This window comes from Mesorhizobium sp. P2_E7, assembly GCF_056403855.1.
Genome location: NZ_JBFUER010000005.1, coordinates 513,209 through 534,598, shown reverse-complemented (window position 1 = coordinate 534,598; position 21,390 = coordinate 513,209). Strand labels below are relative to the sequence as shown.

General features: G+C 64.8%; 17 protein-coding genes. 6 read left to right on the top strand and 11 right to left on the bottom strand.

Annotation, left to right across the window (positions count from 1 at the left end; all coding sequences use genetic code 11):
- The 4 genes from trpA to AC1DYC_RS25500 all read left to right on the top strand — a co-directional run bounded on the left by trpA (position 1) and on the right by AC1DYC_RS25500 (position 3,705).
- The gene (trpA, locus tag AC1DYC_RS25515) at positions 1 to 840 is read left to right on the top strand and encodes a tryptophan synthase subunit alpha (RefSeq protein WP_477410524.1); all 840 of its coding nucleotides are present in this window, start codon (positions 1 to 3) and stop codon (positions 838 to 840) included.
- 48 nt (positions 841 to 888) lie between these two features.
- A complete protein-coding gene (gene accD, locus AC1DYC_RS25510) occupies positions 889 to 1,812 on the top strand; it encodes an acetyl-CoA carboxylase, carboxyltransferase subunit beta (RefSeq protein ID WP_477410523.1) in 924 nt (307 codons plus the stop codon).
- Positions 1,813 to 1,932: 120 nt separating this feature from the next.
- Positions 1,933 to 3,258: a bifunctional folylpolyglutamate synthase/dihydrofolate synthase gene (locus tag AC1DYC_RS25505; RefSeq protein WP_477410522.1), complete on the top strand. Its 1,326-nt coding sequence runs from the start codon at positions 1,933 to 1,935 to the stop codon at positions 3,256 to 3,258.
- Positions 3,259 to 3,285: 27 nt separating this feature from the next.
- Positions 3,286 to 3,705: a VOC family protein gene (locus AC1DYC_RS25500; RefSeq protein WP_477410521.1), complete on the top strand. Its 420-nt coding sequence runs from the start codon at positions 3,286 to 3,288 to the stop codon at positions 3,703 to 3,705.
- A gap of 11 nt (positions 3,706 to 3,716) precedes the next feature.
- On the opposite strand, the gene AC1DYC_RS25495 is transcribed toward AC1DYC_RS25500, so the two are convergent.
- The 9 genes from AC1DYC_RS25495 to AC1DYC_RS25455 all read right to left on the bottom strand — a co-directional run bounded on the left by AC1DYC_RS25495 (position 3,717) and on the right by AC1DYC_RS25455 (position 18,845).
- The gene (locus AC1DYC_RS25495) at positions 3,717 to 3,998 is read right to left on the bottom strand and encodes a cupin domain-containing protein (protein WP_023681396.1); all 282 of its coding nucleotides are present in this window, start codon (positions 3,996 to 3,998) and stop codon (positions 3,717 to 3,719) included.
- 185 nt (positions 3,999 to 4,183) lie between these two features.
- Entirely contained in the window at positions 4,184 to 4,507 is a 324-nt protein-coding gene (gene trxA / locus AC1DYC_RS25490) for a thioredoxin (RefSeq protein ID WP_023672297.1), read from the bottom strand.
- Between the two features lie 73 nt (positions 4,508 to 4,580).
- On the bottom strand, positions 4,581 to 8,096 hold the full coding sequence (gene addA / locus AC1DYC_RS25485) for a double-strand break repair helicase AddA (RefSeq protein ID WP_477410520.1): 3,516 nt from the start codon (positions 8,094 to 8,096) through the stop codon (positions 4,581 to 4,583).
- Entirely contained in the window at positions 8,093 to 11,230 is a 3,138-nt protein-coding gene (gene addB, locus AC1DYC_RS25480; protein ID WP_477410519.1) for a double-strand break repair protein AddB, read from the bottom strand. Before addB ends, addA begins: the two co-directional genes overlap by 4 nt.
- Positions 11,227 to 11,931 (bottom strand): nucleotidyltransferase family protein, encoded by a 705-nt coding sequence (locus tag AC1DYC_RS25475; RefSeq protein ID WP_477410555.1) that lies wholly within the window; start codon positions 11,929 to 11,931, stop codon positions 11,227 to 11,229. The genes addB and AC1DYC_RS25475 overlap by 4 nt, the downstream gene beginning before the upstream one ends.
- A gap of 14 nt (positions 11,932 to 11,945) precedes the next feature.
- On the bottom strand, positions 11,946 to 13,457 hold the full coding sequence (gene tsaE / locus AC1DYC_RS25470) for a tRNA (adenosine(37)-N6)-threonylcarbamoyltransferase complex ATPase subunit type 1 TsaE (protein WP_477410518.1): 1,512 nt from the start codon (positions 13,455 to 13,457) through the stop codon (positions 11,946 to 11,948).
- Positions 13,458 to 13,465: 8 nt separating this feature from the next.
- Positions 13,466 to 16,030: a sensor histidine kinase gene (locus AC1DYC_RS25465; RefSeq protein WP_477410517.1), complete on the bottom strand. Its 2,565-nt coding sequence runs from the start codon at positions 16,028 to 16,030 to the stop codon at positions 13,466 to 13,468.
- Positions 16,031 to 16,318: 288 nt separating this feature from the next.
- Positions 16,319 to 17,719 (bottom strand): adenosylhomocysteinase, encoded by a 1,401-nt coding sequence (ahcY, locus tag AC1DYC_RS25460; protein ID WP_477410516.1) that lies wholly within the window; start codon positions 17,717 to 17,719, stop codon positions 16,319 to 16,321.
- Between the two features lie 229 nt (positions 17,720 to 17,948).
- Positions 17,949 to 18,845, bottom strand: coding sequence for a LysR family transcriptional regulator (locus AC1DYC_RS25455; RefSeq protein ID WP_477410515.1), 897 nt, complete (start codon positions 18,843 to 18,845; stop codon positions 17,949 to 17,951).
- Positions 18,846 to 19,135: 290 nt separating this feature from the next.
- Between AC1DYC_RS25455 and AC1DYC_RS25450 the strand changes: the two genes are divergently transcribed.
- On the top strand, positions 19,136 to 19,870 hold the full coding sequence (locus AC1DYC_RS25450) for an SDR family NAD(P)-dependent oxidoreductase (RefSeq protein ID WP_477410514.1): 735 nt from the start codon (positions 19,136 to 19,138) through the stop codon (positions 19,868 to 19,870).
- 42 nt (positions 19,871 to 19,912) lie between these two features.
- A complete protein-coding gene (locus AC1DYC_RS25445) occupies positions 19,913 to 20,512 on the top strand; it encodes an NADPH-dependent F420 reductase (protein ID WP_477410513.1) in 600 nt (199 codons plus the stop codon).
- A gap of 115 nt (positions 20,513 to 20,627) precedes the next feature.
- Here the strand turns inward: AC1DYC_RS25445 and AC1DYC_RS25440 are convergent, their stop codons facing one another.
- Together AC1DYC_RS25440 and AC1DYC_RS25435 are read right to left on the bottom strand one after the other, a co-directional pair.
- Entirely contained in the window at positions 20,628 to 20,918 is a 291-nt protein-coding gene (locus AC1DYC_RS25440; RefSeq protein WP_477410512.1) for an HPr family phosphocarrier protein, read from the bottom strand.
- Positions 20,915 to 21,316 carry a PTS sugar transporter subunit IIA gene (locus AC1DYC_RS25435; protein WP_142868692.1) on the bottom strand — a complete coding sequence of 134 codons (402 nt, stop codon included), beginning with the start codon at positions 21,314 to 21,316 and terminating at the stop codon, positions 20,915 to 20,917. The genes AC1DYC_RS25440 and AC1DYC_RS25435 overlap by 4 nt, the downstream gene beginning before the upstream one ends.
- Positions 21,317 to 21,390 lie beyond the last annotated feature (74 nt).

The following is a 21,390-nucleotide window of genomic DNA, read 5'->3' as shown; positions in this document are numbered from 1 at the left end:
ATGACGACCCGCATCGACCGCCGTATGGCAAAACTGAAAGCCGAGGGCCGCCCGGCGCTCGTCACCTATTTCATGAGCGGCGACCCGGACTATGACACCGCTTTGTCGATCATGAAGGCGCTGCCCAAGGCGGGCGCTGACATTATCGAAATGGGTATGCCGTTTTCCGATCCGATGGCCGATGGCCCGGCAATTCAGGCGGCAGGCCTGCGGGCGCTGAAAGGCGGCCAGACGCTGGTCAAGACGCTGAAGATGGCGGCCGACTTCCGCGCTGGCGACAACGAAACGCCGATCGTGCTGATGGGCTACTACAACCCGATCTACATCTACGGCGTCGATCGTTTCCTCAAGGACGCGATCGCCAGCGGCATCGATGGGCTGATCGTCGTCGACCTGCCGCCGGAAATGGACGAGGAACTCTGCATCCCAGCGCTGAAGGCCGGCATCAACTTCATCCGCCTGGCGACGCCGACCACCGACGACAAGCGCCTGCCCAAAGTGCTGCAGAACACATCGGGTTTCGTCTATTACGTCTCGATGACTGGCATCACCGGCTCGGCTCTGGCCGACACCGGCAAGGTTGCCGCCGCGGTCAAGCGCATCAAGGGCCATACCGACCTGCCGGTCTGTGTCGGTTTCGGCGTCAAGACCGCCGAGCAGGCGCGCATCATCGGCGCCAATGCCGACGGCGTCGTCGTCGGTACCGCCATCGTCAATGCGGTCGCCAACGTGCTGGGGCCGAAGGGCGAAAAGACCGCCGACCCGGCCGAGGCCGTCGCCACTTTGGTCAGCGGCCTGTCGCAAGGCGTGCGTTCGGCCCGCCTTGCTGCTGCCGAATAGTCGTCTTACCTCTGTAGCCAACTCTTCGTCAGGACAGGAGCCGAAGCGATGAACTGGATCACCAATTACGTTCGCCCGCGGATCAATTCGATGCTCGGCCGGCGCACCGACATGCCGGAGAATCTCTGGATCAAGGATCCCGAGACCGGCGAGATGGTGTTCCACAAGGACCTGGAATCCAACCAGTTCGTCATCCCGTCATCGGGCCATCACATGAAGATTTCGGCCAAGGAGCGGCTGAAATTCTTCTTCGACGACGGCAAATACGAGCAACTTGAGAACCCCAAGGTCATGCAGGACCCGCTCAAGTTCCGCGACGAGAAGCGCTACACCGACCGGCTGAAGGACGCCAAGGCCAAGACCGGTCTGGAAGACGCCATCGTCAACGCGCTGGGCACGGTCGAAGGCCTGCCGGTGGTGGTGACGGTGCAGGATTTCGCCTTCATGGGCGGCTCGCTTGGCATGGCTGCCGGTGACGCCATCGTGCATGCTTTCGAAGTCGCCTTGCAGCGCAAGCGGCCGTTGATCCTGTTCGCCGCCTCCGGTGGCGCCCGCATGCAGGAAGGCATCCTGTCCCTCATGCAATTGCCGCGCACCACGGTCGGCCTCGATCGGCTGAAGGAAGCCGGCCTGCCCTACATCGTCGTCTTGACCAACCCGACCACTGGCGGCGTCACCGCCTCCTACGCCATGCTGGGCGATGTCCACATCGCCGAGCCCGGCGCGCTGATCGGTTTTGCCGGCCCGCGCGTCATCGAGCAGACCATCCGGGAAAAACTGCCGGACGGGTTCCAGCGCTCCGAATATCTGATGGAGCACGGCATGGTCGACATGGTGGTGTCGCGGCTGGAACTACGCGGGACGATTGCGCGGCTGTTGAAGATGCTGCTCAAGGTTCCCGATCAGAAGCCGCTGGAGCCGGAAATCCTGCCGCCGGCGGTCATCCCGACGGAAGCCCGGCCGCAGGTCTGACCCGACATTCCTGGCCGCCTATCAGCGATTGCGCGCGATGTTTCGCGCAGTATCTTATTTGCGCATGATCCTTTCCGAAAACCGATTCGTGTTTTCGGGGTCATGCGCTAGGATTCCCCCATGACCACACTTGCCGCCGACCGCGAAATCGAAGCCCTGATGGCGCTCCATCCTAAAGGCTTCGACCTTTCGCTCGACCGCATCACCAGGCTGCTCGAACGCCTCGGCAATCCGCAGGACCGGCTGCCGCCGGTCATCCACATCGCCGGAACCAACGGCAAGGGTTCGTGCGCGGCCTTTTCGCGCGCGCTGCTCGAAGCCGGCGGCCATCTCGTCCATGTCCACACTTCGCCGCATCTGGTGAACTGGGCCGAGCGCTACCGGCTGGCGGCCGAAGGCGGCGGCAAGCTGGTCGATGACGAGACCTTCGCCGAAGCCATTGCCCGCGTCGCCCGGGCCAATGAGGGCCAGAAGATCACCGTCTTCGAGATACTCACCGCCGTCACCTTCATCCTGTTTTCCGAGCACCCGGCCGCTGCGGCCATCATCGAGGTCGGCCTTGGCGGCCGCTTCGACGCCACCAATGTCGTCGCCCGGCCGGCCGTGTCTGTGATCATGCCGGTGTCGATGGACCACGAAGCCTATCTCGGCGACCGCGTCGAACTGATCGCCGCCGAAAAAGCCGGCATCATGAAGCGCGGCTGCCCGGTGGTGATCGGCGCGCAGGAGAGCGAGACGGCGCTGCAGGTGCTGATCGAAACCGCCGAGCGGCTGGATTGCCCGACCTTCGTCTACGGCCAGGATTTCCTCGCTTTCGAGGAAAACGGCCGCATGGTCTACCAGGACGAGGACGGCCTGATGGACCTGCCACCGCCGCGGCTGCCCGGGCGCCACCAGTTCGCCAATGCGGCGGCAGCGATTGCTGCGGTCAAGGCCGCCGGCTTCGAGATCAGCCACCGCGCCACGGAGAAGGCTATGGCCAAAGTCGCCTGGCCGGGCCGCATGCAGAAGCTGGCGCAGGGCAGACTGGCGGAGTTGGCGCCCGCGGGCGCCGACATCTGGCTCGACGGCGGCCACAATCCGGGCGCGGGCATGGTCATTGCCGAGGCGCTGGCCGAGCAGGAGGAAAAGAACCCGCGGCCGCTGTTCCTGATTGCCGGCATGATCAACACCAAGGACCAGAGCGGCTATTTTCACGCCTTCAAGGGTCTGGTCCGCCACGTCTACACGGTGCCGGTCAGCCTCAGCGATGCCGGCGTGCCCAATGACGAGTTGGCGGTCCGCGCGACGGAAGCCGGTCTCACCGCCGAGCCGGTCAGCTCCGTCGCCAGCGCGCTGATGCTGCTGCGCGACACCTGGGATGGGCCGGCGCCGCGCATCCTGATAGGCGGTTCACTGTATCTCGCCGGCGCGGTGCTGGCCGAAAACGGCACGCCGCCGACCTGAAGCCGGACTTTTCCCGAGGAGCCAGTGATGATCAAGGTGAAGCAGCTCGCCCATGTCTGCATCTTCGCGCACGACCTGGAAGCGACGCGGGCCTTCTACCGCGACGTGCTCGGCCTCGACACGCAGTTCAACTTCCTGCGCGACGGCAAGGTGTTCGGCTTCTACCTCAATTGCGGCGGCCGCAGCCATGTCGAGGTGTTCCAGAAGGACGCCACTGAATACAGCGAACAGAACCAGATCAACCATTTCTGCCTTGAGGTGGAAAACATCGACGTCGCAATAGCGCACATTAAATCGAAAGGCGTCGACGTCACGGCCAAGAAACACGCCTGCGACGACACGTTTCAGGCCTGGATCCGCGATCCCAACGGGGTGAAGATCGAGCTGTTCGAATACACCGAAAAAAGCGCGCAATTCACCGGCGGGGATCGGATCGCCGACTGGTAATTGGCGGGGGTCTATTTCAGCTCAATCTCGATGAAGGCGTATTCACCGTCATTGGCGCTGATGACGTCGTGCTCGACGCCCTCCTTGCGGAAATACGGCGCGCCCTTCTTCATCTCGGCGAAGCTCTCGCCATCCTTGGTCACCAGCTTCACCTTGCCGTCCATCAGCGGCACCACGACGTAGTCATGGCCATGCCGGTGCCAGCCGGTGTTGTCGCCGGGCTGGAAGCGGTATTCGGTGACGATGACGCGCTCATTGTCGATGAAGACGGTGGCCTTGGCGGATCCGGTCATTTGTCTCTCCTGTCCTGCAACAAGCAGATGACATGGAGTGCGCCGGCGCGAGGGCCAGAGAGGTCGGGCGATGACGCCAAAGAAAAAGCCCGGCGCGAGGGCCGGGCTTCGATATCGGGAGTTCTGCTAGGGCAATTCCAAGAAAAGTGTGAAGCGGTTTTCTGTCCGGGATTGCCCAAAAAAGCTCAGGCGAGGCTGCCGTTGATCCAGTGCGACAGCGCGGTCTTCGGGGCGGCGCCGACCTTCATGTCGGCCACTTCGCCGCCCTTGAAGATCATCAGCGTCGGGATCGAGCGCACGCCGAACTGCGCGGCAAGCTCGGGGTTCTCGTCGATGTTCAGCTTGGCGATCTTGATCTTGTCACCGAGCTCGTTGGCGATCTCTTCCAGCGACGGACCGATCATCTTGCACGGGCCGCACCATTCCGCCCAGAAATCCACCACGACAGGCTGCGAGGCGTTGAGCACATCGGCCTGGAAATTGCTCTTGTCGACCTTGACGGTGGCCATGCGAAAATCCTTTCGAAATTTATCTCGCACCAAATGTGGTGGTTGAGCAGCCCTTCTTCAAGCAGAACTTGTGTCACGCTCCCGTGAGTCGGGCAAGGGCATCGTCCATCGCCTCAGCCGGCAGTTCGATCAGCCTCGGCGCCTCGGTAAACAACAGCGCCGCAGTCACCGAGCGGCCGGGATAAAGCGGCCTGAGCAATGCCCGGTAGAGCGCCAGCTGCAGGATATAGGCCGGCTGCACCTGCGCCAGCGAGGCCGGCGCCGGCCGGTTGGTCTTGTAGTCGACGATCGACACTTTTTGCGGCGTCACCGCTAGCCGGTCGATCTTGCCGGAGATCGAGCGCAGTTTGCCCTTCACCTGGAGGCTGCCCATAACCGCGACCTCCGCGCGAGAACTGGACGAAAACAGATCGGCAAAACGCGCATCCCCGAGGATCGCCATCACAGAGGCCAGCGCCTTGTCGCGCTCGGCTTCGGTCCAGTCGGCGCCGGTGCGGCTGAGATATTGCCTGGCCGCGCCTTCCCTATCGCTTTCTGGGAAGCTAGGCAGCATCTGCAGCAATTTATGCAGCGCCAGCCCGCGCATCACCGCAAAGCCAGGCTCCGCTTCATCGTCCAACACCGGCGAGCGCGTATCGACGACCGCCTCCTTGCCCTCGTCGATCAGCGCCGAAGCGCCCGAGGGCGACAGAGGACGCGGCAGCTCGTCGTAAGGCGGCAAGGCCCGGTACAGGTTTGCCGGCAAAAATGGCAGAAGCGGTTGCGGCAGCCGCGCCTCGTCGGCGGCTGCCAGTGCCACCGGTGGCAGCTTGGTCATGATAAAGCGATGCACCGGCTCACCGCTGGCGGGGTGGGGGCGTTCCGTGCTTTCGGGCGCACCTAGCAGCGCGCGGCTGACGATCGAATGCCACGTGCCGGTGCTGGGCGAACGCTTGCCGTGATAGCCGCAGACAATCAGCCGGTCCTCGGCGCGCGTCATACCGACATAGAGCAGGCGGCGGTATTCGTCGTCGGCGAGTTCCCGCGCCCGCTCCGAGGCCGCCCGGGAGAAACCGTTGGCGACATCGCTTGCCGAGCGCCAGAGATAACCTTTGCCGTCAAAGCTGCGCCCCGAACCGTCGAACGGCATCAGCCGTGGCAGATGTTGGTCGCTGAACGGCGCCGAGCCGCCATCGACCAGGAAGACGACAGGCGCCTCCAGGCCCTTGGCGGCGTGGACCGTCATGACGCGGACCTCGTCGCGCGTCTGGTCCATCTCACGCTTGATTTCGGGACCGGTGTTTTCCAGCGTCGCCAGGAAGGCCTCCAGCCCCGGCAGCCCGGTGCGTTCCTCGGCCAGGCAAAAACTCAGGAATTCGTCAAGGATATCGCCGGCCTCCGGCCCGAGCCGGGCAATCATCTTCTTGCGCAGGCCGTCGCGCGCCAGCACCCCGGCGTAGAATTCGAAGACAGGACGGAACGCCGCCTCGTTGGCCCAGCCATCGAGGCGGGCGACGACATTGGTCAGCGCTTCGCTCTCGCCGGCATGAAGGCGCAGTGACGCTATCAGCGAGGCCGGCCTTCCCGCACCAAGCGCAAAAAGCGTCTCTTCCGACACGTCGAAGATCGGGCTGCGCAGCACGGCGGCGAGCGACAGATCGTCCTGCGGCTGGATGAGGAAATGCCCGAGCGCGATCAGATCCTTCACCGCGATGTGGCCGGGCAGGCTCAGCCGGTCGGCGCCGGCGACCGGGATATCGCGGTCCTTCAGCGCGCGCGACAGCGCATGGACGAAGCGGTCGCGCTTGCGCACCAGCACAAGGATGTCGCCGGCTTTCAGCGTGCGCCCCTTGCCCTCGATGACCTCGCGGTTCTTGAGCCAGGCCTGGATCGTCGCCGCGACATGCTCGGCGACCCGCACTGCCGGCGCGCTGGCATGGTTGACCGGCAGCGTCCAGTCGTCGGGCTCCTCGACCGCATCGGCGCCGAGCGACGGCCAGACCTCGACATAGCCCGGGGCATCGTTGCGGATCGCCTTGTGGTCGAGCGGATCCGGATCATGGCTGATGCCACGCCGCACGCCCGGCTCGGCAAAAACGCGATCGACGGCGGCCAGCACGTCGTCGGTCGAGCGGAACGACCAGGTCAGTTTCAGGTCGGCGAAAGAAGCCTCGGCATCACGCACGCGCCCGGCAAACAAAAGCCGGCTGTCGGCAAAGGAATCGGGCGCTGCCCCCTGGAAGGAGTAGATCGATTGCTTCTCGTCGCCGACGGCAAACATGGTGCGATTGGCGCTGCCGCGCTGGCCGTGGCCGACGAAGAACTCTTCCGACAGGCGCTTCACCACCTCCCACTGGTCGGGGCTGGTGTCCTGCGCCTCGTCGAGCAGGATGTGGTCGATGCCCTGGTCGAGCTTGTACTGCACCCAGGGGCCGGCATCGGGCCGCGCCAGAAGGTTGACGGTGCGGGTGATGAGATCGTTGAAGTCGAGGAAGCTGCGGCCACGCTTCAGGCGTTCGTAGCGCACAATCAGCCAGTCGGCGATGGTCAGCGCCGCAGCCGTACCTTCCAGCATCCGGAACAGCGCCAGCCGGTCGGAAACCTCGACGATCGCCTTGACCGCCACCTGGTAGCGGTCGGGGAGATCGGGCAGCCGGTCGAGCAGCGCCTTCTTGAACAGCTTTGCCGGCTCGTAAGGGTCGCCGTCTGCCTTGAGGAAAGCTTTGCTTAGCATCTGCAACCGGCGGATCGGATCCTGGTCGGCGAAGGCCACGCGGGCATAGGGCAGAAGGTTGTTGATCAGGACGCGGGCGTCGGTCGCTTCGACGGCATTCGCGAACGCGGCAAGGAAATCCGGCGGGAAACCGGGCAGCGGCCAGACTGACGCCGCTATGTCCTCGGCGCTTTGCCCGGGGCGGAAATGAAACTCATCGAACAAGGGTTGGAAGCCGGCGCCGGCGCGCCGGACCGCATCGATGAAGCCGCGCAGGCCGTCGCGCTTGCGCACGATTTCGGAGAGCAGCGCGTCGAGCCCGTGTTCGCCGCCGCGCTCCAGCACGGTGGCAAAGGCCTCGGCCAGTCCGGCGTCGCCGGCAGACGTCCCCGAAATCATGTCGCGGCGCGCGGCGGCGAACAGCGAAGCCTCCATCTGCGGGTCGAGCAATTCGAAATGTGCCGGGATGTTGGCTTCCAGCGGGAACTGGTGCAGCACCGATTCGCAAAAGGCGTGGATGGTCTGGATCTTCAGCCCGCCCGGGGTCTCCAGCGCTTCGGCAAACAGCCGGCGCGCCCGGCGCATCGTGTCGCGGTCGGGCCGGCGATCGTCTAGCGCGGTGATGCGAGCCGCCAGTTCCGTATCGCCAAGCGCCGTCCAATCCGACAGGGTCGAGAAGACGCGGTTAGACATGTTGGCGGCGGCGGCCCGCGTATAGGTCAGGCACAGAATCTTCGACGGATCGGTGCCATTGAGCAGCAGCCGGATGACGCGCTGGGCCAGCACATGCGTTTTGCCGGAGCCGGCATTGGCCGACACCCATGCCGAGTTCTTCGGGTCGGAGGCACGCGCCTGGCTGGCGGCCGTTTCGGTGGGGATGGGATAGGCCTTCCTCATGCCTCCCCCGCCTCGTCGTCGTTGTCGCCGCCGGCAGACCATTCCAGCACGCGCGCCAGATGGTCGTAATCGCCGTCGCTCTCGCCCTCACGAAACGGCAGCGCCCGCGACAGATAACCGGTCGTCGGATCGGCATAATGGACGAGCAGCTTTTCCAGCCGCGCCCAGGCTTCTTCGGCAAGGTCTTCGGCGGTCCTCGGCTGGCGGTTGTAGTCGAGGATGGATTCCTCGAACACCTCGCCATTCGGCTTTAGCCGCACGAAGGCAAGCTGCGAGGGTTCGCGCGCGCCAAGCCCCCTGAAGGCGCCGCGCCGCAGAAGCGCACCTTCCAGCGCCAGCTGCGGCGCCAGCAGCGTGTGTGCCTGCGCCTTGGACGGCGAGGAGCCGGTCTTGTAGTCGAGAATGTCGGCCATGCCGCCGGCCAGCTGATCGACGCGGTCGGCATAGCCGGACAGCGTCACGCCGGTACGGCCGACAGCAGTCTTTTCGGCGCGCTCCTCGGCATGCCGCCTTGCGACGGCAGGAGCCCGGCCGCGCTCCCATTCGATGATGTTGGCGGCAAGCTTTTCGAAACGCGGCCACCACACCGCCTCGACATCGGCGGGAAGCGCTATATCGGCAAAGCATGTCCGGCCGGCGGCGATAAGGCGTTCCAGGGCTTCCGGCGCGCGCGGATCGGCAACCTCTGTCGAAAACAGATGCAATATGTCGTGAAACAGCGTGCCGCGCTCGGCCGCACCGGGATCGCGGATCACCGGCTCGAGCGGCAGAAGGCCCAGAATGCGCCTGGCATAGACCGCATAGGGGTCGCGGCGCAGCGTCTCGATCTCGGTGACCGAGAAGTGGGTGGGCCGCACGCCGAGCGGCGGCTTCGGCTGTGGCCGCGGCGCGAAACGCTTCCGCTCGCCGGCATCGAGGGTTCGCGCCCAGGCCAGCAATTCATCGCCGCGCCCGCGCAGGGCGGTGGCGGGATCTTTGCCGATGAAGGTGAGGATGCGCTGCAGCCAGCGCGACGGCACGGCCGGCGCGTCGCCGGCGCGGGCGGAGCGCGTCAGCACCACCTTGTTCGCGCCCATCGCCATCTGGAAATCGTGGGCGGCAAGGCCGATGCGCCGCTCCGGCGGTTCGAGGTCGATGCCGGTCTTCATCAGCCTTGACATAAAGCGGTCGCTTTCCGGCTTGCGCGGCCACACGCCTTCGTTCAGCCCGCCGATGACCAGCGTGTCGACATTCTGCAGTCGTGCTTCCAGCGCGCCCCAGATCGCGATGTTGCGGTCTGTGCCTTGCCCCGGCTTGACCGTTTCCGGCGCAATCAGCGCGTCCATCACATCGGGCCATTCGTCGGCAGCAAAGTCGAATGATGCCGAAGCGCTGACCACGCCGCGCAGCAGCTCGGCGAGTTTCTCGCCGGCATCGCCAGCGTAGAGTCCGGCGAGGCTGCCACCCGCCGTGCGGCCGAGATTTTCCAACGTGGCGACGCTCGCTCTGGTCAGCGCGACGAGATCAGCGTTGTCTTCAACGCGAAAGGCAGTCAACGGCGCCAGCGCCGTCGCAAGCCGGCTCAGCACGTCGCGAGCGTCCTCGATGCCGCGCACGGTCAGGCGCGAGAACCAGAAGGGCTGGCGCTTGTCGCTGCTCAGGCCGGCAAGACGTTCCTCGAACAGCGCCGGCAGCGAGGCGATGTCGGGGCGCCCGGTGCCGCCACGCAATGCCACTAACTCGATGAGCTCGGCAGCATGGCGTACGCCGGTGCGCTCCAGCCCGAGGCCCAGCAGCGGATGCTTGAGCAGCGACAAAAGGCCGACCGGATCGCCGGGCCGGAACACGGCCTGCAACGTCAGCCGCAGCAGGCTGGCCGCCGGCGTGTTGGCGAGCGGCGTGCCACCGGAATCGTCGGCGACGACCCCGAAGCGCAACAGCTCGGCCGAGACACGACGCGCCAGCGCACGGTCACCGGTGACGAGGGCCGCCCGTTGTCCCTGCTGCTCGACGGCGGTCTTCAGCGCAATGGCAATCGCCACCGCCTCGTCGCGTTCACTGGCGGCTTCCACCAGCGTCACATCGGCAAAGGCCTCGGCGATGTCGCCAGCCTTGAACGTGACACGGGTTTCGGCCCACAATTCGGTGGTTTCAGCCGGCCGCAGTGCTTCGCCGACGAGAGCCGCGCGCAATGCCAGCGCCGGCTCGGCTGATACCACCTCCTCGACATCGCCGCGCAGCACGCCGATCTTGCCGATCAGCTTGGCCATGCCGTATTGCGGATGGCCGAGCAGTGCCGGTCGCGCGCTGGGCGATGCAATGGCGGCAAAGGACGCCTCGTCCAACATCCCATCGAGACCGGGCAGCACCACGGCGCCGTTGGGCAGGCCGGCGACCGCGGCAAGCAGTTCGGCCGTGGCGGGAATAGAGCCGGTCGAGCCGGCGGCAATCACCGGGCCTTTCGGCGGATTGCGTTCGAGCCGCTTCGCCTCGCGACGGATCAGCGCATTGCGGTGCGCGGCCGGATTGGAGCGGTCGCGCTCCTCCAGCAATTGCGGCCAGGCGTCGGTGACGATGCGCAGGAAGTCGAGCGTCACCAGCCACCAGCCGGCAAGATTGCCGGTCACTAGATCGGCAAGCCTGGTCCAGTCCGTGCCTTCGGTCTCGATCTCGTCCATCAGCCGGGCGAGGTCGCGCGCCAGCCAGATCGCATCGGCGGCGGAGGCCGGCACGACGATCTCTTCGTCGAACATAGCCAGCACATGCGCGGGCAAGGTGCGCTTCCAGGCCCGCACCAGCGGCGCCAGCAGCAGCAGGCGTTCGATGGCCGCGATCGGCGGCGCCATCTCAAGCTCGGTCGGCGTGCCGGCGTCGAAGGCGGCCTCGTCCTCGTCGAACTCGCCGAGCGGGCGGATGACCGGCAGGATTGCCGAACGGCGGCTCGCTCCCGGTCCGGAAAGCGCGTCGACGAAGGCGCCGCGCAGCGCGCGCGCCGCACGCCGCGTCGGCACATAGATAGTGACATCGGCCAGCGCCAGCGGGTCGCCGTCGAAACGGAAGCCCGGCACCAGCCGTCCCGCCAGCAAGGCCTCGGCCAGAGTCGGCAGGAACGGCGCTCCGGGCGGGATCGAGAGAACGCGGCGCGAGCCGCTCATACCGCTCCTGCGAGGGCAGCGGCGACCGCCGCTTCCGCCTGCGGAATGGCATCGGGCGTGCCGACAGTGATCCAGTGTCCCCGCATCTGCATGCCGAACAGGCGTCCCTCAGCGATCGCCTTGTCGAAATACGCATTGAGGGAATGCGCCCCTGTCGGCGCATCCCTGAAGATAGCGGGATTGACGATCGCTGCCCCGGCATAGATCAGCCCTGCCGGGTCGCCTTTCGAGCGCCGCAGGCCGCCATCCGGCGCCATCAGGAAATCCGTGCCGACACTGTGGCCGGTCGCCGAGTCGAGATCGGTAAGCATCAGCAGAATATCCATTTTCGCGCCATCCCATGCAAGGGCAAGGCACTCGAGGCTGGGCTGTCCGCTGTCGATCCAGAACGTGTCGGCATTGATGATGTAGAAAGGTTCGGCACCCAGCAGCGGTAATGCCTTGACGATGCCTCCGGCCGAATTCAGCAGCGCATCGCGCTCGTCAGAAATGACGATTTTCGGCACCTGCCTGTGGGCGACATAAGCGACGATCTGGTCCGGCAGATAGTGCACGTTGATGATGGCCTTCTCGACGCCAGCCGCCGCCAGGCTGTCCAGCCCCCAGTCGAGCAAGGTCTTGCCGGCGATCCTCACCAGCGGCTTAGGCATGGTGTCGGTGATCGGCCGCATGCGCTTGCCGAGACCAGCCGCCAGCACCATTGCGGTGGTCAGGGTCACGGTGCGCGTTCCTCCAGCAGGCCATGCGCCATATAAAAATCCTTCAACCCGGCCAGCGCCGGATGCGCCAGCGCCCGCCTGAGATAGTCGCGGATGCGCGGCAGGTGTTTCAGATAATAGGGCTTGCCGTCGCGCTTTTCGAGCCGCACGAAAATGCCGAGAATCTTCGAATTGCGCTGTGCCGCCATGATCGCATAGGCCTCGCGGAAAGCCGCCTCGTCAAAGCCGCCGGCGGCATGGCGCGCCGCGACATAGGCATCGACGGTCCGCTGCTCGGTCTCAGGCGAAACGGTGACGCGGGCATCCATGGCCAGAGACGCGACGTCATAGGCGGCCGGACCGATCAGCGCGTCCTGGACATCGACGATGCCGAGACGGTCGTGGCCGGTGCGATCGCCGCGCCAGATGATGTTGGGCGAATGGAAGTCGCGCAACATCAGCGTGTATGCGCTGGCGTCCAGCCGATCGAGAATCGCGCTCCATTCCTTGTGATAGCCGGCGCGCAAAGCCTCGCTGGCCGGGCCGCCTGACACCATCGGCACATACCAGTCGACCAGAAGGTCGGCTTCGATCAGCATGGCGTCGCGATCGAAGGGCGGCACGTCGTGGAAGACGCCTGGCACGGCCTCCATGCGCTGCGGCCAGGTCTTGCTGTGCATCATCGCCAACAATTCGGCCGCTGCCGCATAGCGCTCCGCGACCGGCTCGCCTTGGCCGTCGAGAAAGCCTTCCGAGCCCAGATGTTCAAGTAGCAGAAACCCCTGATCGAGATCGTCAGCATGAATCTGGGGGACGCTGACGCCTTGCGCCAGCAGCGCCTTGTCGATGGCGACGAAGGCCGTCACCGACTGCGCGGTGTGGGCGATCACCGCATAGGGTTTGCCGTCGCGCACCGGTGGTCCGAGCACCAGCCGTGGCGAGTTCATCAGCACGCGCGGCGCGAAACCGGCGCGCGAGACGATCTCGTAGGAACGCGCCGAGGCGTCGCCGACGAAATGGCGCCGCGCGGCGTCGCCCCAGCCGGCCGTTTCGAGGAAATCGCGCATCGCCAGAGATCGGGCCACGCGGTCGAATGCGGCACCTTCGCCCGACAATTTCGCCAATCGGCCTTCGCCCTGATGGATGAGTTCGATCCAGATCGACGTCTTGGGCAGCGCGGCCTCGGCCCGCTCCGGCCATTCGACCAAAGCAGCGCCTTGCAGCAGCGCTTCGTCGAAACCGAGCTCATCGATCTCGCCGGCCGAAGACAGCCGATAGAGGTCGAAATGATGAACGGGAATGCGCGTGTCGTAGCTTTGCACCAAGGTGAAGGTCGGGCTCGGCACGTCCAGGCCGGCATCGTCGGCCAGCGCCCGGATCAGCGCACGCGCCAGCGTCGATTTGCCGGCGCCGAGATCGCCCTTGAGCGCCAGCACGTCGCCCGGCCGCAGCGCCATGGCGAGGTCTTCACCGAGCCTTGCGGTCGCAGCCTCGTCGGCGAGAAAACGCTCCAGCACAACAACAGCCATCGAGCGCGCTACTCGGCTGCGGCGCGGATGCCCGACGGCGCATCGGGGAAGGTACAGATGACGGTCGTGCCCTTGTCCTTGCCGGTCTCGATGCGCACCGAGCCGCCATGCAGTTCGACAAAGCTCTTGACGATCGACAGGCCGAGCCCGGCGCCGCGCCGGCGCCCGCCATTGGTGCGCGGCTCGAAGCGGCGGAACACTGAATCGAGCAGGTCCGGCGGCATGCCGGGGCCGTCATCATGAACGGAGAATTCGACGCCTTGCTCCAGATGCCGGCAGGCCAGCGTGATCGTGCTCGCCTCCGGCGCATAATTGGCGGCGTTGCTCAGCAGATTGTAGAGAATCTGGCGGACCCGGGTCTCGTCGCCGTGGAAACTCGTCGGCGCTGCCGCGGCGTCTATCCTGAGCTTGATCGCATGCTCTTCCAGGCGGTCGGCGACCAGCTCGGCGGCCGCCTGGATGGTACGCTCGACGCTCACCTCCGAAATGTCGAGCTGCATGATGCCGGCGTCGACGGTGGCGAGGTCGAGTATGTCGTTGACGATGGTGAGCAGCACTGACGACGACGAGCCGACATGCTCGACATATTCGCGCTGCTTGGGGCTGAGCGGCCCGGTCGCCGGCAGCGACAACAGCTCAGTAAAGCCGATGATGTTGGTCAGCGGCGAACGCAGCTCATAGGAAACGTGCTGCACGAACTCGTTCTTCAGCTGGTCGGATTTCTGCAGCGCCTCGTTCTTGTCCTTCAGCGCGCGCTCGACATTGACGCTGTCGGTGACGTCGACGAAGGTCATCATCACCTGGCCGTTGGGCAGCGGGATGACGGCGTAGCTGAGCACGGTGCCGTTCTTCAGTTCGGTCTGGCCGTGGCGCTCGCGGCGCTCGTCGTCGAAACCGGTAATGGCGGCGACGAACCCGCCCCAAGGGCTGTCGACGGCGCGCTGGTCGCTGAGATCGCGGATCGCCTGGACATGGACGTTGGGCTTGACCACATCCTGGCTCAGTCCCCACAGCGCGACAAAGGCCGGGTTGGACAGGCGCAGCCGCCCGTCGGGGCCGAACACCGCCACGCCTTCGGCCAGATTGTCGAGCGTCTCGCCCTGAACCCGCACCGCGGTCTGGTAGCGGCTCTCCAGATCCATCTTCTCGGTCAGGTTCTCGAACACCCAGGTGACGCCGCCCTTGGGCTGCGGGTTGGCGACCACGCGAATGGTCTTGCCGTCGGGCAGATGCCACCAGTGCTCCTGCGATTCCACGGCGCGGTAGGCGGCAAGCAAGCCTTCCTTCCAGCGCCGCCATTCCGGCTGCTCGGCGATCTTGCCTTCGCTGCGCAGTCGGTCAAGGAGCAGCGCATTGTCCGGCGCGCTGTGCAGGAAGCCGGAGTCCAGCCCCCACAGTTTCTGGAATGCCTGGTTGAAGAAGCGCAGCTTCTCGTCGGTGTCGAAGATCGCCACCGCCGTGTTGAGCTGGTCGAGCGTGTCGGCATGGCTGCGCACGGTGCGCTCATATTCGCCGCGGATGGTTTCGGTGGCGCTGGTGTCGCAGGCAAGGCCCGCCGAACCGTCGGGGCCGGCGAAGTCGGTGACGGCGAAGACGCGGCGGTCGCCCTCGATCACCGTCGACAGCGTCTGTTCGAAGACCGGGCGCGACTTGTGTTGTTCGGCGATCTGTTCGCGCGCCTGGCCGCCAAGGAATTCCTTGGCTTCGCGCACAGCGGTTTCGGCACTCGTGGCCTCGACCGCTCCGGCATAGGCGCGGTTGACCCATTTCAGCCGGCCGTCGGTGGCGCGCAGCCATGCCGGCATCGGCAAGGCGTCAAGCAGGCCGATCATGGTGTCGTAGTCGGCGGCCAGCCGCTGGTTCTCGATCTTCAGCCTGGCCTGGCTGCGCTGCGTTTCCGACAGTGAGACGAAGCGCACCAGCACATGCGCGGCGCTCTTGCGGCCGTGCACTTCGAGCGGCGCCCCGGCCTGCGATTCGATGACCAGATCGAAGGCTTTGGCCTTTTCACGCAAGGCCGCCACGGCATTTTCCAGTGCCGCCGCCGAGCGGGGCATCAGCCAGCGGCCGAAGGCGAGGAACGCAGCGCGGTCGTCCGGTGCCCCGCTTTCCAGCGGCAAGGTTCCGATCAGCTCCGGCTTCTTGTTCTCCGAAGCCCAGACGATGATGCGCTGGTCGCGCAAATTGAGCAGCGCTTCCGAACGCTGTAGCGCCGCGTTGACGTCGGCGACGCGGGCCCTGAGCTCGACATTCTGGGCCGAGGTGCGGGCTCGTTCGCGGATCAGGAAAATGGCCGAGACCAGAGCGGCGCCCATGACGCCGACGAACATGGCGAGCTGGATGACCTCCACCGCGCTGACCGACAGCCCGGCCTTCTGCGCCATGGATGGCTCGGCATGCGCGGCAAACGAGGTGAGCGGACCGGCAAGCGTGGATGTGGCGAGAAAGCCCGCGACGCGGGCGCCGACGCGCTTCCTTAGGCCGCCGCCTGTCGTGGCGGAGCCAGTGATATCGGAATCGTCGTGGCCGCCGGAAACGGCCCATCCCGCGCGAGGCGGGTTTTCCCCCGGCATGTCTTGGTCCTCTTCGCCGCCTGAATGCAAGACCGCCCAATCAGGAAGACGTTGGTAGAAACGCCCTCCTGATCTAACTCTTTTTTGAAGAGTATGATCTTTTCCGAAAACCGGTTCCCACTTTTCGGGATCATACCCTCGATGCGTGCGCCGGCCCTCGTCCCCGGCCCGCGAATCACCACAATAGCGCGTGCTGGAATCGGCGTGAAGAATCATTCAGCGCAAAAAAGAAGCCGGGCGAAATGTCAATCGCCCGGCTTCAATATCTAGTGGTAACTTGCGCTATGCTTAATAGCGGTAGTGTTCCGGCTTGAACGGACCCTGCGGGGTCACGCCGATATAGGCGGCCTGTTCGCCGGACAGTTCGGTCAGGCGGGCGCCAAGCTTGTCGAGATGCAGGCGCGCCACCTTCTCGTCGAGATGCTTGGGCAGCACATAGACCTGGTTCTGGTACTGGCCGGGCTTCGAGTAGAGCTCGATCTGCGCCAGCACCTGGTTGGTGAACGAGGCCGACATCACGAAGCTCGGATGGCCGGTGGCGTTGCCGAGGTTGAGCAGGCGTCCCTCGGACAGCAGGATCATCCGCTTGCCGTCCGGGAAGGTAATCATGTCGACCTGCGGCTTGACGTTGGTCCATTTCAGGTTGCGCAGCGACGCCACCTGGATCTCATTGTCGAAGTGGCCGATATTGCCGACGATCACCATGTCCTTCATCGAGCGCATGTGGTCGAGGGTGACGACATCCTTGTTGCCGGTCGTGGTGATGACGATGTCGGCGGTCGGAGCCGCATCTTCCAGCGTGACGACTTCAAAGCCGTCCATCGCCGCCTGCAGCGCGCAGATCGGATCGACTTCGGTGACCTTGACGCGGGCGCCGGCGCCCTTGAGCGAGGCCGACGAACCCTTGCCGACGTCGCCATAGCCGCAGACGACCGCGACCTTGCCGGCCATCATCGTGTCGGTGCCGCGACGGATGCCGTCGACCAGCGATTCCTTGCAGCCATATTTGTTGTCGAACTTCGACTTGGTGACCGAGTCGTTGACGTTGATCGCCGGGAAGGGCAGCAGGCCCTTCTTCTGCAGCTGGTAGAGACGGTTGACGCCGGTCGTGGTCTCTTCGGTGACGCCGCGGATCGCTTCCTTCTGCTTGGTGAAGAAGCCGGGCGAAGCCTTCAGGCGCTTCTTGATCTGGGCGACGAAGTATTCCTCTTCCTCGCTCTGCGGGTTGGACAGCACGTCCTCGCCGGCTTCGGCGCGGGCGCCGACCAGAATGTACATGGTGGCGTCGCCGCCATCGTCGAGGATCATGTTGGAGAGGCCGCCATCGGCCCACTGGAAGATCTTGTCGGTGTAGTCCCAGTACTCTTCGAGGCTCTCACCCTTGACCGCGAAAACCGGGATGCCGGCTTCGGCGATCGCCGCTGCGGCATGGTCCTGCGTCGAGAAGATGTTGCACGAAGCCCAGCGAATGTCGGCGCCGAGCGCCTTCAGCGTCTCGATCAGCACCGCCGTCTGGATGGTCATGTGCAGCGAGCCGGTGATGCGCGCGCCCTTCAGCGGCTTCTTGTTGCCGAATTCCTCGCGGCAGGCCATCAGGCCCGGCATTTCGGTTTCGGCGATATCGAGTTCCTTGCGGCCCCAGCCGGCAAGCGAAATGTCGGCGACCACATAGTCCTTGCTACCTGTCATGGCAGTGCTCCGGTGTGATTTGTCTTCAGATGCGCCTGCGCCACACGGCGCGTCGAAGGGCGCGGAATGCCGGCTTGACTAGCAGATCGCCGCCAAGACGACAATGGGATATAAAGAAATCTTTATCCCTGCATGTCTCTCGGCATGCCTTGGAGGTACCCAAATTGTACGCTGGGGTATCCGCTTGCAGGCACGTGTCCACTGCAAGCGTCGCCGGCGACCTGCCGCGTCAGTCGCGCGATACGGACAGTCCCGCGAGAAGCGGCGCGTACGCTGCGAGCCTGCGGGATACGAACTCGGTGAAGAGCCGCACGCGCTTCGTCTTGCGTGTCTCCCCCTGCGTGAGAAGCCAGAGTGTCCCATGCATGGGCAGGTTGGTGCCCGGCACCCTCACCAGCAGGGGGTCGGTATCTCCGACGAAGCACGGGAGTTTCGTCATCCCGATCCCTTGCTGCGCCGCGATGATCTGCGTCTCGGCGTCCGGAGTCCTGAACGGAGCTCCCGTCGTGTGGACTTCTCCCTCGCGCGCCCAGTCCGGAATTCCATGATTGTCAATGACGATCCACCGGATGGGATGAGGCGTGCCCACCCGCAACGCGGCTAGTCGATCGCGAGACATGTACACGCCGCTGAACAACTCAGGTCCCTTCAAGCCGTGAAGATTGAGCGGCAGGGTCTTGCGGTCGGTGACAATGCGGATCGCGACATCGGCCTCTCGGTTGGTCAGATTCGCCAGCTCACCGGACGACAAGATTTCCATCTCGATGTCCGGATGCAGGAGCGCGAAGTCGGCGAGATCCGGCATGAGCAGGTGTGTCGCGAGGAACGGTGGAAGCGTCACCCGCAAAAGCCCGCGCGCGCTCTGGTCGCGCCCGAAGACGCGCGTCTCCAGCTGGTGCGACGACGCTTCCATCTGGTTCGCGAGCTCGAGGACCTCTTCCCCCGCAGCCGTCAGGCGATAGCCCGAAGGCAGCTTTTCGAACATCTGCGCCCCGAGGCGTTCCTCGAGCTGTGCGATGCGTCGCAGCACGGTTGAATGATTCACCCCGAGATGCGCGGCGGCAGCCCGCACCGAGCCTCCGCGTGCGACGGCAAGAAAGTAGCGAACGTCATCCCAGTCGATCATGGTGCAATCCCGCACCGCAGGTGCGCCTTCCAAAGCCTGTGTCCAACACATCGAACAGCATCTCGTATGTAGGTGGCGCGCGGCGGTCAACGTAGCCCATGCCGACAAGCACGGCCCAATTCCGAACGGTGGACACCGATCGTCATGACCGGCGTCAGTCGTCCAGCCGGATCGATTTTGCACCACCGATGTGCGCGTTTCCGCACTCAAAGCCTGACCCCGGCCGACTTACTTCCAGGCTCTCGGGGTTCTTCCCGAACGACCAAAGGCAAAGCCTGAAAGGAAAAGTCATGGGAAAGCTTGAAGGTAAGGTTGCAGTCATCACGGGTGGATCGAGCGGCATGGCGCTGGCGAGCGCCAAGCGGTTCGTTGAAGAAGGCGCCCATGTTTTCATCACGGGCCGGAGACAGGAGGCGCTCGACGAGGCCGTCAAGCTGATTGGCCGGAACGTGACCGGCGTGCGCGGCGACTCGGCCAATCTCGACGACCTCGACCGTCTGTTCGACACGGTCAAGCGGACAAAGGGCAGGATCGACGTCCTGTACGCGAGCGCCGGCATGGGCGAAGCCGTCCCACTGGGCGAGATTACCGAGCAGCATTTCGATGCGGCCTTCGGCCTGAACACGCGCGGCACGCTGTTTACGGTTCAGAAGGCGTTGCCGCTGTTCAACGATGGCGGATCGATCTTGATGACCGGGTCAGTCGCTTCGGTGAAAGGCTTTCCGGGTTACGGTGTGTATGCGGCGAGCAAGGCGGCGTTGCGCTCATTCGCACGCACCTGGCTCAACGAACTGAAGGGCAGGAATATCCGGGTGAACGTGCTGAGCCCGGGGCCGATCGCCACACCGATGCAGGACCAAGTTCTCACCGAGGAGGCGAAGCGGATGTTCGAATCCCTGATCCCGCGGGGAAGGATGGGGCGTCCTGAGGAAATTGCGGCGGTTGCGCTGTTTCTTGCTTCAGACGATTCGACCTTCGTGAATGGGGTGGAGTTGTCTGTCGACGGCGGCTTCTCGGCCATCTGAGAGGCCGGGGGAATCAATACCAACACGGATCGGAGAAGCATTATGAGCTACGCAATTGTAGGATTCGGTAAGATAGGCCAGGCCCTCGCCCACGCCTTCGCCCGCAAAAACATCGACGTGACCGTCGCGAGCCGCCGGCCGCCCGAGGCGTTGGCGCCGAAGGCTCGGGCGATTGGACCCACGGTCGTCGCCAGGTCGCTGCCGGAAGCACTCGAGGCCGACACAATCATCTTGGCGGTCCCTTTCGGGGAGCATAGCGAGGTTGCGAAAGCCCTGCCGAACTGGAAAGGCAAGACGGTCATCGACGCGATGAACGCGTTTCCTGCCCCTGAAGAGCTGGACGGCCTCCCGTCCTCCGCCTTCGTCGCCAAGGCGTTCACCGGCGCCAAGTTCGTGAAAGGCTTCAATCACTTGATTGCAGCCACCCTGGCTACCGATCCGGTCGTCGAGGGCGGCCACCGGGTGGTCTTTCTGTCGAGCGACGACGAGGACGCGACCGCTCCCGTGGCGACCTTGGCCAAACAACTCGGATTCGCGCCCGTCAAACTGGGAAAGCTCAACGAGGGTGGCGCGCTGGTGCACGCACGCGGCCGCACTTGGGGCCAGCTGATTTTCCAGGATTTGTTCAAGAAGGAGCAGTGACGGATTTACTGTCCACTGTCACAGGTGCCGGATCTGTCCACGAGAGCTAATCATAATCCAAGGTCCGGAAGCGGGGCGGCGCTATATCCTGATCAGGTTTTGCACAGCCCGGAGATCAGCACTCTTCGCCGAAGCGTGAGGCGACCAGCTGCTCCAGCGCGTCCATCACCGCGACGGCATCAGCGCCGCTGGCGGTGACGCGGATCGAATAGCCGGGGCTCGCCGCCAGCATCATCAGGCCCATGATCGAGGTGCCGCCGACCTTGAGGCCGTCCTTCTCGACATGGACGGTGGCGTCGAAGCCGCTGGCGACCTGGACGAACTTGGCTGAGGCGCGCGCATGCAGGCCGCGCTGGTTGACGATCGGGAACTCGCGCACGATCTCACCCGGCGACAGCGCGTTCATTTGCTGCTCAGGAGCTGACTGGCGACGTTGATGTATTTGCGCCCCGCAGCCTGCGCCTCGTCCAGCGCGGCCGCCATGTTGTCGCCCTTGCGGATTGACGACAGCTTGATCAGCATCGGCAGGTTCATGCCGGCAATGACCTCCGTGCGGCCGGATTCCATCACCGAAATGGCGAGGTTGGAGGGCGTGCCGCCGAACATGTCGGTCAGAACGATGACGCCGGTCCCGGTGTCGACGCGGCCGACGGCGTCGACGATATCGCGCCTGCGCTGCTCCATATCGTCATCGGCGCCGATCGCCACGGTTTCGAAATTGTCTTGTGGCCCCACGACGTGTTCCACGGCATGGCGGAACTCGGCGGCCAGTTGACCGTGCGTTACAAGCACGAGTCCGATCATGCTATGGTGGCTCCCGTCATCGCCGCTTCACAGGCGCTTTTTATGCTCGCCGGCCATCCCAGGCGGCGGGAGCG

Excerpts from the sequence above, each read along its gene's own strand:
- AC1DYC_RS25475 (WP_477410555.1), bottom strand. The coding sequence starts at position 11,931 with ATGGTGCTGGCGGCTGGTCTCGGCAAGCGCATGCGGCCGATCACCGAC.
- AC1DYC_RS25455 (WP_477410515.1), bottom strand. The coding sequence starts at position 18,845 with ATGATCGACTGGGATGACGTTCGCTACTTTCTTGCCGTCGCACGCGGA.
- AC1DYC_RS25505 (WP_477410522.1), top strand. The coding sequence starts at position 1,933 with ATGACCACACTTGCCGCCGACCGCGAAATCGAAGCCCTGATGGCGCTC.
- AC1DYC_RS25445 (WP_477410513.1), top strand. The coding sequence starts at position 19,913 with ATGAGCTACGCAATTGTAGGATTCGGTAAGATAGGCCAGGCCCTCGCC.
- addB (WP_477410519.1), bottom strand. The coding sequence starts at position 11,230 with ATGAGCGGCTCGCGCCGCGTTCTCTCGATCCCGCCCGGAGCGCCGTTC.
- AC1DYC_RS25440 (WP_477410512.1), bottom strand. The coding sequence starts at position 20,918 with ATGAACGCGCTGTCGCCGGGTGAGATCGTGCGCGAGTTCCCGATCGTC.
- AC1DYC_RS25465 (WP_477410517.1), bottom strand. The coding sequence starts at position 16,030 with ATGCCGGGGGAAAACCCGCCTCGCGCGGGATGGGCCGTTTCCGGCGGC.
- tsaE (WP_477410518.1), bottom strand. The coding sequence starts at position 13,457 with ATGGCTGTTGTTGTGCTGGAGCGTTTTCTCGCCGACGAGGCTGCGACC.
- addA (WP_477410520.1), bottom strand. The coding sequence starts at position 8,096 with ATGAGGAAGGCCTATCCCATCCCCACCGAAACGGCCGCCAGCCAGGCG.
- AC1DYC_RS25450 (WP_477410514.1), top strand. The coding sequence starts at position 19,136 with ATGGGAAAGCTTGAAGGTAAGGTTGCAGTCATCACGGGTGGATCGAGC.
- ahcY (WP_477410516.1), bottom strand. The coding sequence starts at position 17,719 with ATGACAGGTAGCAAGGACTATGTGGTCGCCGACATTTCGCTTGCCGGC.
- AC1DYC_RS25435 (WP_142868692.1), bottom strand. The coding sequence starts at position 21,316 with ATGATCGGACTCGTGCTTGTAACGCACGGTCAACTGGCCGCCGAGTTC.
- AC1DYC_RS25495 (WP_023681396.1), bottom strand. The coding sequence starts at position 3,998 with ATGACCGGATCCGCCAAGGCCACCGTCTTCATCGACAATGAGCGCGTC.
- AC1DYC_RS25500 (WP_477410521.1), top strand. The coding sequence starts at position 3,286 with ATGATCAAGGTGAAGCAGCTCGCCCATGTCTGCATCTTCGCGCACGAC.
- accD (WP_477410523.1), top strand. The coding sequence starts at position 889 with ATGAACTGGATCACCAATTACGTTCGCCCGCGGATCAATTCGATGCTC.
- trpA (WP_477410524.1), top strand. The coding sequence starts at position 1 with ATGACGACCCGCATCGACCGCCGTATGGCAAAACTGAAAGCCGAGGGC.
- trxA (WP_023672297.1), bottom strand. The coding sequence starts at position 4,507 with ATGGCCACCGTCAAGGTCGACAAGAGCAATTTCCAGGCCGATGTGCTC.